The 11,398-nt window shown below is 70.9% G+C and carries 11 protein-coding genes; 10 read left to right on the plus strand and 1 reads right to left on the minus strand.

Annotated features, from left to right (window positions below; all coding sequences use genetic code 11):
- Positions 1 to 1,067 (minus strand): histidine kinase (locus RWP81_RS09030; protein ID WP_314455089.1); only part of this gene is annotated, 1,067 nt, incomplete at its 3' end.
- 260 nt (positions 1,068 to 1,327) lie between these two features.
- On the opposite strand from RWP81_RS09030, the gene RWP81_RS09035 reads away from it, so the two are divergent.
- The 10 genes from RWP81_RS09035 (at position 1,328) to RWP81_RS09080 (ending at position 11,327) form a co-directional block, all read left to right on the plus strand.
- Positions 1,328 to 1,984 carry a response regulator transcription factor gene (locus tag RWP81_RS09035; RefSeq protein WP_314455093.1) on the plus strand — a complete coding sequence of 219 codons (657 nt, stop codon included), beginning with the start codon at positions 1,328 to 1,330 and terminating at the stop codon, positions 1,982 to 1,984.
- An 87-nt stretch (positions 1,985 to 2,071) separates the two neighbouring features.
- Positions 2,072 to 2,653, plus strand: a complete 582-nt coding sequence (locus tag RWP81_RS09040) for a hypothetical protein (RefSeq protein ID WP_314455096.1) — start codon at positions 2,072 to 2,074, stop codon at positions 2,651 to 2,653.
- Between the two features lie 301 nt (positions 2,654 to 2,954).
- The gene (locus tag RWP81_RS09045; RefSeq protein ID WP_314455099.1) at positions 2,955 to 4,607 is read left to right on the plus strand and encodes a TIGR04028 family ABC transporter substrate-binding protein; all 1,653 of its coding nucleotides are present in this window, start codon (positions 2,955 to 2,957) and stop codon (positions 4,605 to 4,607) included.
- Between the two features lie 31 nt (positions 4,608 to 4,638).
- Entirely contained in the window at positions 4,639 to 5,715 is a 1,077-nt protein-coding gene (locus RWP81_RS09050) for an ABC transporter permease (RefSeq protein WP_314455102.1), read from the plus strand.
- Positions 5,712 to 6,557 carry an ABC transporter permease gene (locus RWP81_RS09055; RefSeq protein ID WP_314455105.1) on the plus strand — a complete coding sequence of 282 codons (846 nt, stop codon included), beginning with the start codon at positions 5,712 to 5,714 and terminating at the stop codon, positions 6,555 to 6,557. Before RWP81_RS09050 ends, RWP81_RS09055 begins: the two co-directional genes overlap by 4 nt.
- The gene (locus tag RWP81_RS09060) at positions 6,554 to 8,248 is read left to right on the plus strand and encodes an ABC transporter ATP-binding protein (RefSeq protein WP_314455108.1); all 1,695 of its coding nucleotides are present in this window, start codon (positions 6,554 to 6,556) and stop codon (positions 8,246 to 8,248) included. Before RWP81_RS09055 ends, RWP81_RS09060 begins: the two co-directional genes overlap by 4 nt.
- The gene (locus RWP81_RS09065; protein ID WP_314455111.1) at positions 8,245 to 9,315 is read left to right on the plus strand and encodes a putative FMN-dependent luciferase-like monooxygenase; all 1,071 of its coding nucleotides are present in this window, start codon (positions 8,245 to 8,247) and stop codon (positions 9,313 to 9,315) included. Before RWP81_RS09060 ends, RWP81_RS09065 begins: the two co-directional genes overlap by 4 nt.
- Positions 9,312 to 10,058, plus strand: coding sequence for a CMD domain protein (locus RWP81_RS09070; protein WP_314455114.1), 747 nt, complete (start codon positions 9,312 to 9,314; stop codon positions 10,056 to 10,058). The genes RWP81_RS09065 and RWP81_RS09070 overlap by 4 nt, the downstream gene beginning before the upstream one ends.
- Position 10,059: 1 nt before the next feature.
- Positions 10,060 to 10,671: an alkylhydroperoxidase domain protein gene (locus RWP81_RS09075; protein WP_314455116.1), complete on the plus strand. Its 612-nt coding sequence runs from the start codon at positions 10,060 to 10,062 to the stop codon at positions 10,669 to 10,671.
- A gap of 8 nt (positions 10,672 to 10,679) precedes the next feature.
- Positions 10,680 to 11,327: a VOC family protein gene (locus RWP81_RS09080; RefSeq protein WP_314455119.1), complete on the plus strand. Its 648-nt coding sequence runs from the start codon at positions 10,680 to 10,682 to the stop codon at positions 11,325 to 11,327.
- Positions 11,328 to 11,398: the final 71 nt, after the last annotated feature.

Genomic DNA, 11,398 nt, shown 5'->3' on the forward strand with positions numbered 1-11,398 from the left:
GTCATGCGCACGGTGCCGTACCCGCCCGAGGGCAGCCCGGCCGGCCGTTCACCGCCGAGGCGGTTGCGCAGGGTGAGGGTCGCGGCGTCGTCACCGGCGCGGAACGCGATGCGCACATCGCCCCCGCCGCCGTGCTTGAGCACGTTGGTGGTCGATTCACGCAGCACCCGCGCGATGGTGCGCTCCACCACGCGCGGGAGAACGACGTCGTTCGCCTCGCAGTCGACGACGACACGGTGTCCCGCAGCGCTGAGCTCGTGCTCGGCCGCGTCGATGGCATCCGACAGTCCCGTCGCTTCGAACGGGTCGCCGGCGAGCAGGTCGGAGTTCTCGGCGACGACGCGGCGGAGGTCGGAGAGTGCCCGCGCGGCGGATTCGCTGATCGCCGCCTGCGACTGCTGCCGCGTGCCGGCGTCCTCCGTGCGCACCAGTACCTGCGCGTGCATGGCGATGATGGTGAGGTCGTGGGCGATCACGTCGTGCAGTTCGTCGGCGATCCGCTGGCGCTCTGTGCGCGCGGCATCCTGTTGCGCGCGTGCGCTCACGGCCAGGCGCTCTTCGAGTCGACGCCCGCGGTCGCTGGCCATGCGGGTGACCAGCCCTACGGCTCCCGAGACGGCGGCGGCGAGCAGGGCGGCCGGCAGGTTGAATCCGCCCGGGTCGGACGCGAGCACGATCGTCGCGCTCGCGACGAGGAACGCGGCGGCGAAGAGGGCGATGACCACCCGGGCGCCGGTGCGCACCACCAGGCCGAGGGCGATCGCGAGCACGAGCAACGTCTCGCGCTCGCTATCGAACGCGTACGACACGGGAACGGATGCCACGAGCACCGCGACCGCGCCGACCGGCGACCAGACGAACAGCGCGAACGACGCCGTCAGCGCCGCCTGGAAGAGGGCGGGCCCGACGGCGTCGGGGCGTGCGAGCAGGGCGACGGCGATGCCGCCGACCGTGCCGAGGGCGACCAGCACCAGCACGACGACGGTCTCGACGCGTGAGAGCCGGTCGGAACGCCAGGTGGCGACGAGGCCGCGCTGCCACTCGCTCTGCGCGGTCTTTTCGGCCATGCCTCGATTATCGATCGCGGGGCGCGGCCCGAACGACCCCGCGCCCGCGATCGATCGAATGGCTCGTCAGGAGCAGATCCCCATGACCTGACACATGTAGCTCCAGATTCCCGGCATTTCATCCCCCCGATTCGTGCTGATTGGTATCGATCTTCCTCGATCCTGTCGTGTCGCGAAAGGGCTGCCATCAGCCGTTCGTCTCGGGCATGCTTCGACTTTCGGCGAGGTGGGGTCCATCGGTCGGTGGATAAGCTCGGGCCATGGCGAAGATCCGTGTCCTCATCGCCGACGACGAGATGCTGGTGCGTCGAGCGTTGTCGATCTTCCTCGAGAACGACGAGATGACGGTGGTCGGCAACGCCGAGAACGGCCTGGATGCCGTCGAGAAGGCGCGCTCGCTCCAACCCGACGTGGTCGTCATGGACCTGCAGATGCCCACCATGAACGGTGTCGAGGCGATCGCGCGCATCACGACGCAGTGGCCGCAGATCCGGGTCATCGCCGTGACGACCTTCGGAACGACGGATGCCGTGCTGCCCGCGCTCCGCGCGGGCGCTTCGGGCTACCTGCTCAAAGACACCGACCCCGACGACATCGTGGCCGCGGTGCGTGGTATCCACGCCGGGAACGGGGTGCTGTCGCCGCAGGTGACGGGCAAGCTCATCGCGTCGATCAAGGGCGCGCCGCAGCCCGAAGTGCGCGGACTCGCGCTGCACGAGGAGCCGACCGACCGCGAGCGCGAGACGTTGGAGATGCTGGCGACCGGCAAATCGAATGCCGAGATCGCCCGCGCGATGAATGTGTCCGAGGGCACCGTCAAGGCGCACCTCAGCAGCCTGATGTCGAAGTGGAACGTGCGGGATCGCGTGCAGCTGCTCATCCGTGCGGCGCGGGCGGGCCTCGTCTCCTTCGAGTGACCGCTCGTGCGGTCGGCGCCCTCTCCACAGCGCGCCGGGTCGAGAGGGGTCTGGCCGGTGTCGGTGGCCCGGAGTACCGTCGTCGCCATGACGCCCGCCGAACTGTTCCTCCGCTCCGACGCCGCGCTGCGCGACGTCATCGACCGCCTCGATCCCGCTGACTTCTCGGCCTCGGTGCCGAAGGAGTGGAGCCAGCTCGAATCGGCCACGCTGCTCGACATCATCGGGCGGCACGCGTACGACGAAGCCTGGATCCCCGACGTGGTCGCGGGTCGCGCGGCGGCCGACGGCGACCCGTTCGCCGAAGGCGACCTCTTGAGCGGCGACGATCCGATCGCTGCCTACGACGCGCTCAACGACGCGGCGACGGCCGCGGTGACCGAGGGCGACATCGCCGACACCTTCCGCTTCACGTATGGCGACTACCCGGCGGCCGAGGGCTTCGCGCATTTGGCGACTTACCGCGCGTTCCAGGCGTGGTCGATCGCGAAGCGTTGCGGCATCCCGTTCCACCTGTCCCCCGAACTGATCGACGGGTTCGACGAGCACGTCGTGCCGCACGCCGACGAGTGGCGCCAGTGGGGCGTGTTCGGTCCGGCGATCGACCCGCCGGCGGACGCCGACGACGAGACGCGACTGCTGTGCACGCTGGGGTTCTGGATGCCGTAGGAGCGGCACCTCCGGGACCGGGCGGAGCAAGACCGTACCGCACGGGCACTCAGCGTGGGTGGCCGGCCGTCACGCGACGTCAAACCGGGTAACGGAGGGTCAACGGGCGTCACACGGAGCGTCACATTTGTGAGCAATATTGCCCCGGAAATGGTGGTTGATCTGGGATTAATGTCGTCGGGACGGCGGTGGCGCCGGTGATGACGAACCGTGACCGTCGAGTCGAGGGCTGATCCGCCGACGTGGTGGGGTGGGGCATCTCGTCTCGCACGCCGCACCGCGGCGCACCTCTGGAGCACACATGTCCCGACTCACCCGTATCGCCGTCCCCTCGGTCTCGGCACTCGCCGTGGTCGCCCTCCTCGCCGGCTGCTCGGCCCCCGCGACCTCGTCGGGCCCCGCCGCCGACGCCGAACCCGTCAGCGGCGGCACCCTCACCTATCTGGAGCCGCAGACCTGGACGACGCTGTACCCGCCGTCTGCGGGCTTCTATCCCAACGGCGGCATCGTCAACAACGTCACCGACCGGTTGCTGTACCAGAACCCCGAGACCCTCGAGCTCGAGCCGTGGATCGCCACCGACTACACGGTGAACGCCGACGCGACGGAGTACACGTTCGATCTGCGCACCGACGTCACCTACTCCGACGGCACGCCGCTCACCCCCGCGAACGTCGTGAAGAACATCGACCTCTACGGCAAGGGCGACAAAGACCGGGCGCTCCCGATCTCGGAGGCGATCAACAACTACGGCGGCGGCGAGGTCGTCGACGACGACACCGTCGTCTTCCGTTTCACCGCTCCCTCGCCCGGGTTCGCCCAGGCGGTGTCGACGATCAACTCCGGCCTGCTCTCCGACGCGACCCTCGACCGCACGAGCGAGCAGTTCGGCCCCGGCAACGCCAAGGAGATCATCGGCAGCGGTCCGTTCGTGATCTCCGACGAGCAGATCAGCACGCAGACCAGCGTCACCGCGCGCGCCGACTACGACTGGGCTCCGCCGTCGCTCACGCACCAGGGAGCCGCCTACCTGGCGGGCATCGACTACATCGTCGCCGCAGAGAACAGCGTGCGCGTCGGCACGGTCGTCGCCGGTCAAGCCGACATCGCCCGCAACATCCCCGCCCCCGACGAGGCGCAGTTCGCCGGCGGCTCCCTTTCGCTGCACGCGGCGGCCACCAACGGTGTGAACAACGGCCTGAGCTTCCGGTTCCGCGAGCCGCGGCTGGCCGACGTGCGCGTGCGCCAGGCGATCATCGCGGGCATCGACCGTCAGAAGATCGTCGACACCCTGTTCACCGCCAACTACCCGCTGGCCACCGGCGCGCTCGCGAAGACCGCCCTCGGCTACGTCGACACGTCGTCGTCCTACGCCTACGACCCCGACGAAGCCGCCGCGCTCCTCGACGAGGCGGGCTGGGCGACGGGTGCCGACGGCATCCGCGAGAAGGACGGCGAGAAGCTCACCCTCTCCTTCAACGAAGCACTGCCGCAGCCGCGCTCGAAAGAGGTCGTGACCCTCATCCAGGAGCAGCTCGGCAAGCTCGGCATCACGGTGTCGCTGTTCGCGGGAGACATGGCCGCGCAGACCAAGGCGTCCACCGATCAGAGCACGATCCAGGTGTACCACTCGATGGTCGGCCGCGCGGACTTCGATGTGCTGAAGTCGCAGTACTTCTCCAAGAACCGCAACACGCTGCTCAACCTGAACCCGACCGACGGATCGGTGGGTGACCCGCAGCTCGACACCCTGCTGTCGGCGATCGCGTCGGAGCCGACCACGGCCGAACGTCAGGCGGCATCCGAGGCGGCACAGCGCTACCTCGCCGAGAACGCCTACATTCTGCCGATCTTCGAGGAGCCCCAGGTCTTCGGCCTCACCGCGAAGGTGCAGGGCTTCGACACCGAATCGGTCGGCCGCCCGTCGTTCTACTCGACCTGGCTCGCCGGCTGAGATCCACGGAAACGCAGTTCACGGAGAATCCATGTCGTACGTCCTTCGTCGTGTAGGTCAGGCCGTCCTCGTCCTGGTCCTGGCCTACACGGCGGCCTATCTGCTGCTGGCCGCCCTGCCGGGTGACGCCGTGCTCGCCCGGTACGGGAGTCCCGAGCTCGGCCTGACGCCCGACCAGATCGAGGCGATCCGCCAGTCGATGGGCGCCGACCAGCCGCTGATCGTGCAGTACGTGCGCTCGATCGCCGGCTTCCTCACGGGCGACTTCGGGTACTCGGTGGCCAGCGGCGCGGCCGTGTCCGACCTGATCGTCACCGCGCTGCCGCCGACGCTGACGCTCGCCGTCCTCGGGGTGGCCCTCGCGGTGCTGCTCGCGGTGACGATCGCGTTCACCGCGACGTACGGCGGCGGACGCTGGCTGCGGCGCACGTTCCGCGGCATCCCTCCGCTGTTCGTGTCGCTGCCGGTGTTCTGGATCGGGATCATCCTGATCCAGGTCTTCTCGTTCCGGCTGGGTCTCGTGCCGGTCATCGGTGCGAATCCGGTGCAGGCGCTGATCCTGCCCGTGATCACCCTGGCAATCCCGATCGCCGCTCCGCTGGCGCAGGTGCTCATGCGCTCGATCGACGAGGTGCGCGAGCAGCCGTTCGTGACGGTGGTGCGGGCGCGCGGCGCGAGCACGTCGTGGTTGCTCTGGCGCAACGTCGCCCGCAACGCCCTGCTCCCCACCCTCACGATGGCGGGCTTGCTGTTCGGCGAGCTGGTCGGCGGGGCGGTGGTCACCGAGACCGTGTTCGCCCGCGCCGGCATCGGCCAGTTGACGGCGCAGGCCGTCGCTGATCGCGACACCCCGGTGCTGCTGGCGGTGGTCGTGATCTCGACCGTCGCGTTCGTTGCGATCAACCTGACCGTCGACCTGCTGTATCCCGTGCTCGACGCACGGCTGCGCACGGCGGCATCCGCACGCGGCCGGACGACCGGGAGCGAGACCTCCGCGGGCGAGACGGCAGCGAGGGAGACGACGGCCTCGGAGCGGGCCGTGGATGAACTCGTGGATGCCGAGGTGGGCGACCCCGCCCGCACCCTGTCCCGAGGAGGGAACCGATGACCGCGCTCGCCCCCACCCGCGACCTGGGCCTCATCACGCGGCGGCGCACGAGGGGTCGCGCCGGGTTCGTCGTCCCGGCGCTCATCGTGGCGGTCGTGCTGTTGTGGGCGCTGTTCCCCGCCCTGTTCACCGGCCAGAGCCCCACCGAGACCGTGGCACCCGCATTGCAGCCGCCGAGCGCCGAGCACTGGTTCGGCACGGACGCGACCGGACGCGACCTCTACGCGCGGGTCGTCTACGGCGCGTCGCAGTCGATCATCGGGGCCCTCATCGCGGTGCTCGTCGGCCTCGTGGTCGGCACGGCCGTGGGGCTGGCTGCGGGGGCGATCCGCGGCGCGGTCGACGAGACGCTCATGCGCGTGGTCGACGTGCTGCTCGCGATCCCCGCGCTGCTGCTGTCGCTCGGCGTCGTCATCCTGCTCGGTTTCGGCACCACGAGTGCCGCCATCGCGGTCGGCGTCACCTCGATCGCCGTTTTCGCCCGGCTCGCCCGTTCACGGGTGGTGAGCGTGCGCGTCACCGACTTCGTCGAGGCGGCGTACGGCTCGGGCGGCACCTTCTTCGGCGTGTTGTGGCGGCACATCCTGCCCAACTCGCTGACGCCGGTCATCGCCCTCGCCGCGCTGCAGTTCGGCTCCGCCATCCTGCAGATCTCGACTCTGGGCTTCCTCGGCTACGGGGCGCCGCCGCCGACGCCCGAGTGGGGTCTGCTCATCGCCGAGGGGCGCAACTACGTCGCCACCGCGTGGTGGCTCACGGTGCTGCCCGGCCTCGTCGTCGTGCTCGTCGTGCTGTCGACCAACCGTCTGAGTCAAGCCCTTCGGGGAGGGGATGCCGCATGAGCGCCGAGCCACTGCTGTCGATCCGCGACCTCGCGGTGCGGTATCGCACCCGCCGCGGCGATGTCGAAGCCGTCCGCGGCGTCTCGTTCGACGTCGAGGCCGGCTCCGTGACCGCCCTCGTCGGCGAGTCGGGGTCGGGAAAGAGCACGGTCGCGCAGGCGGCGATCGGCCTCCTCGCCGCCAACGGCCACGTGTCGGGCGGCAGCATCCGCCTCTCCGAACGCACCGACGGCGTCACCGACCTCGTCGGCCTGCCCGAGCGGCGCTGGCGTCACCTGCGGGGCCGCTGCATCGCCCTCATTCCGCAAGACCCCGGCAACTCCCTCAACCCCGTCGCGACGATCGGGTGGAGCGTCGGCGAAGCTCTCCGCATCCACGGCTGGACCGACCGCGCGAAGATCCGCGGCCGAGTGCTCGATCTGCTCGAGCGCGTGGGCATCGACGACCCCGAGGCTCGCGCGAAGCAGTACCCGCACGAGTTGTCGGGCGGTATGCGCCAGCGCGTACTGATCGCCGCGGCCCTTGCCCTCAGCCCCGAGTTGATCATCGCCGACGAGCCCACGAGCGCGCTCGATGTGACGGTGCAGCGCACGGTACTCGATCTGCTCGATGAGATCCGCACCGAGACGGGCACCGGCATCCTGTTCATCACCCACGATCTGGCCGTCGCGGCCGACCGCTCCGATGCCCTCGTGGTGATGCGGCGCGGAGTGGTGGAAGAGGCGGGTCCGACCGCCGAGGTGCTCGCGGCCCCCGCCTCGCCCTACACGCGCACCCTCCTCGCCGATGCGCCGTCACTCGCACGCGTCGTGGAGCGCGCGGCACCGGATGCCACGACCCTCGCCGCCGAGACCCTGGTGGAGGTCGCGGGGCTCACGCAGGAGTTCCGCCGCCCCGGGCGCTCCCCGCTGATCGCCGTCGACGACGTCTCGTTCACCGTGGTGCGCGGCACCACGCACGCGCTCGTCGGGAAGTCGGGGTCGGGCAAGACGACCACCGGTCGTTCGATCGCGGGATTCCATCGCCCCACCGCCGGACGCATCCGCGTCGCCGGCACCGAGGTCACCGCGCTCGCGGGTGGGCGCGCCCGCCGCGCCTTCCACCGCACCACACAGCTGGTCTACCAGAACCCCTACGCCTCGCTCGATCCGCGGCAGAGCATCGCCGAGATCCTCACCGAGCCGCTGCGCAACTACGGCATCGGCTCGCGCGCCGAACGTGCGGAACGCGCGTCGCATCACCTGGAGCTCGTGGCCCTCGACCCCGACATCGCCGCCCGGCGTCCGCGAGAGCTCTCCGGCGGCCAGCGCCAGCGGGTCGCCATCGCGCGAGCGCTGATCGTCGAACCCGAGCTCGTGGTGCTCGACGAGGCGGTGTCGGCCCTCGACGTCACGGTCCAGGCGCAGATCCTCCGCTTGCTCGCCCGCCTGCAGGCCGACCTGGGGCTGACCTACGTCTTCATCTCGCACGACCTCGCCGTCGTCCGCCAGATCGCCGACACGGTCTCGGTGCTGCAGCGGGGACGCCAGGTCGAACACGGACCCGCTGCCCGCGTCTTCGACGACCCCCAGCACGATTACACGCGGCAGCTGCTCGCGGCGATCCCGGGTGCCTCGCTGCGCGCGCACCCGACGTCAGCGGCCACGGATGCCGATTCCCCCCAACCCCACCCCGAGGAGGTACTCCGATGAGCGGTCCGCGCCTCGGATTCTTCAGCCGCGTGCTCGAGACCGCGTCCGCGGCCGACCGCTACCGTTTCGCCGTCGAGCAGATCGCGCACGCGGAACGCAGCGGCTTCGCCTCGGCCTGGCTCGCGCAGCACCACTTCGGCGAGACCGAGGGAGGACTGCCGTCTCCGTTCGTGCTCCTGGCCGCCGCGGCCGAACGCACGAGCCGCATCGCGCTGGCGACCGGGGTGGTGACTCTGCCGCTCGACGATCCGCTGCGCGTCGCGGAGGACGCCACCGTGCTCGACCAGCTCAGCGGGGGCCGCGTGCAGCTGGGCCTCGCCACCGGCGGCACCCCGGCATCGTTCGCGGCGTTCGGCCGCGAGTCCGACCGCCGCCGCGAGATCTTCGCCGACCACTTCGATGTGCTGCTCGACGCGCTCGAGGGGCGTGGCATCCGGGGATCCGACTCCCGGCTCTACCCGAGCGGTGACGACCTGTCGGCGCGCATCTGGCAGGCGACGTTCTCGGTCGACGGCGGCCGTCGCGCGGGGGCGCGTGGCGACGGACTCCTACTCTCGCGCACGCAGCCGCGCAGCCCCGAGGCACCCGCCGCTCCGCTGCACGACCTTCAGCTGCCGATCATCGCGGCCTACACGACAGCGCTCCCGCACGGCGCACCCGTGCGCGTGCTCGCCTCGCGCACCGCGTTGGTCGTCGACCCCGAGAACCGCACCCGCGCGCTCGAGCTGGCTGCCGACGGTCTGCGTCACCTCGCACGCACGGTGCTCCGCGTCGACACCGACGGGGTCGGGCTCGACGAGCTCGTGCGTCTCACCGACACCCACGTCGGCACCGTCGACGAGGTCGTCGCCTCACTCGCGGCCGACGAGACGCTCGCCGAGGTCAGCGACGTGTCGTTCCAGGTGCACTCCATCGCCGCGCCTCACGAACTGACCCTGCGCTCGATCGAACTCCTGGCCGAAGCCGTCGCGCCCCGGCTGGGCTTCGACGTTGGACCGGATGCCGCGGACGCCCTCCGCCACGCCCATCACACACTCGCCACCACCACCGTGGAAGGACTCGCATGAGCACGCCCACCGCCGACATCATCGATCTGCTCGCCGGAATCCGGCCGGGCGACGCGCTCGACACGGTCCGCTCGCAGCGCCCCCAGGCGCGAGTCAACGCCCAGCGCAGCTTCGAGGCCCTCCTCGAACCGGCCGCCCCGGGAGACTTCTCACTCGCCGAGCGATATGCCGTCGCCCTCTTCGTCTCGCGGTTGCACGGCTTCGACACCGCGACGGAGTTCTACCGCGACCTCCTCGGCGACGAAGAGGCAGAACTCATCCCCGGCGTGACCGAGGCAGCGGCCGCCGCGACCGCCACAGGCCCGTTCGGGCGCTACCGCGAGCCGGATCTCGCATCCGAGTCGACCGGGGGACCGCGCTGGACCGCCGATAACCGCGTCGCAGCGAGCCTCGGCATCCGTCTCTCCGCCGCCCTCGCGCACGCGCACCTGCTGGTGGTACGCCCGCGCGAAGCGCGTCCCGAAGATCTCCGAAGGCTCGTGGATGCCGGATGGAACGCGGATGCCATCGTCTCGCTATCTCAGCTCGTCGCGTTCCTGGCGTTCCAGCTGCGCCTCTCGTGGGGACTGCGCGCGCTCGCCGCGGCATCCGTCCCCGTCGGCGCGCACGGCTCGGACTCCGCGGCAGCCGCCTGGGCCTCGACGTCTGCCGGCGCCGGCCGGGACTCGGTGCACTCCGTGGTGCCCGCCCATGCGTCGCAGCCCGCTGTCCTCGTCAACACCGCTACCACCGAGGGAGCCTGAGATGACCGACATCGTCACCGAGTACCCCGACCTCGCCCGTCCGCGGGCCTTCACGCAGCGCGGGCTCGGCTGGGTGCCGTGGCTGCTGCCCGTCGCCGAAGACGCGTTGACCGACGCGCAACGCGACGCGCTCATCGAGCCGGCCCGCGCGAAGATGCCCTACTTCCGCCTGCTCGCGCGCGACCCCGAGGCGCTCCGCGCCCGCACGCTCACCGACCTCGACATCTTCTACAACGTCGACGGCGGCATCGGGCGCGCCGAGCGCGAACTCGCGGCAGCCGCCACCTCGCGCCGCAACGGCTGCGTGTTCTGCGCCTCGGTGCACGCAGCCTCCGCCACTCGCGAATCGGGACGCGAAGACGACGTGCAGCGCCTGCTCGACGAGGGAGTGAATGCCGACCTGGGCGATGAGACGTGGAACGCGGTCGTCGCGGCATCCGTCGCCCTCGCCGACACCCCGTTGGCGTTCGGCGAGACCGACATCTCCCGCCTGCGCGCGGCGGGCCTCGACGACGCCGACATCGTCGACGTCATCGGCGGGGCCGCCTTCTTCAACTGGGCGAACCGGCTCATGCTGTCGCTCGGCGAACCCGAAGTCCCCACCCGACAGTAAGGACAGTCATGAGCATTCCCCGCCTTCTCGACCACGTCGTGATCGCAGGCCCCGACCTCGCGGCCCTCGTCGACTGGTTCGCCGAGCGCACCGGCGTCGTCGCGGCGCCGGGAGGCGCGCACCCGACCGGCACAGCGAACGCGCTCGTCGCCCTCACGGTCGACGGTCGGCGCGGCCCGCAGTACATCGAGCTGATCGGCCCCGATCCCGACCGCGCGCAGCCCGCGGTACCGACGACCTTCGGCATCGATTCGCTCACCGAGCCGCGCGTGCAGGCGTACGCGGTGCACCCCGACGACATCGACGCGACCGTCGCCACCGCCCGCGCGAACGGCTACGACCCGGGCGACGTCAGCGACCTGTCACGGCGCACCCCCGACGGAACCCTGCTCGAATGGCGTCTCACCCGCGGCGAGCACCACCGCATCGACGTGCCGTTCCTCATCGATTGGGGTCGCACCGCGCAGCCCGGCCTCAGCGACATCCCGACGATCGAACTCGTCTCGTTCGTCCGCACCGAGCCCGACCCGGCGCCGCTGGTCGGCATCCTGAACGCCCTGGCGTTGGATGACGGTGTCGCCGAGGTCGTCGAGGGTGAGGAGTCGGGCTTCCGACTCGCGCTCCGGACGGCGGGCGGGGAGGTCGTCGAGCTCTAAGCCGCTGCCGGCGGCGGTAGCGGGGGACGGAGGGGAGCGGGTGGCCGGGGGGGGGGGCAACCGCCCCCCGC

It is taken from the genome of uncultured Microbacterium sp., from assembly GCF_963521695.1.
Classification (GTDB): domain Bacteria; phylum Actinomycetota; class Actinomycetes; order Actinomycetales; family Microbacteriaceae; genus Microbacterium.

Bases quoted from the DNA above. Each gene is read 5' to 3' on its own strand.
- RWP81_RS09035 (WP_314455093.1), top strand. From the start codon at position 1,328: ATGGCGAAGATCCGTGTCCTCATCGCCGACGACGAGATGCTGGTGCGT.
- RWP81_RS09040 (WP_314455096.1), top strand. From the start codon at position 2,072: ATGACGCCCGCCGAACTGTTCCTCCGCTCCGACGCCGCGCTGCGCGAC.
- RWP81_RS09045 (WP_314455099.1), top strand. From the start codon at position 2,955: ATGTCCCGACTCACCCGTATCGCCGTCCCCTCGGTCTCGGCACTCGCC.
- RWP81_RS09050 (WP_314455102.1), top strand. From the start codon at position 4,639: ATGTCGTACGTCCTTCGTCGTGTAGGTCAGGCCGTCCTCGTCCTGGTC.
- RWP81_RS09055 (WP_314455105.1), top strand. From the start codon at position 5,712: ATGACCGCGCTCGCCCCCACCCGCGACCTGGGCCTCATCACGCGGCGG.
- RWP81_RS09060 (WP_314455108.1), top strand. From the start codon at position 6,554: ATGAGCGCCGAGCCACTGCTGTCGATCCGCGACCTCGCGGTGCGGTAT.
- RWP81_RS09065 (WP_314455111.1), top strand. From the start codon at position 8,245: ATGAGCGGTCCGCGCCTCGGATTCTTCAGCCGCGTGCTCGAGACCGCG.
- RWP81_RS09070 (WP_314455114.1), top strand. From the start codon at position 9,312: ATGAGCACGCCCACCGCCGACATCATCGATCTGCTCGCCGGAATCCGG.
- RWP81_RS09075 (WP_314455116.1), top strand. From the start codon at position 10,060: ATGACCGACATCGTCACCGAGTACCCCGACCTCGCCCGTCCGCGGGCC.
- RWP81_RS09080 (WP_314455119.1), top strand. From the start codon at position 10,680: ATGAGCATTCCCCGCCTTCTCGACCACGTCGTGATCGCAGGCCCCGAC.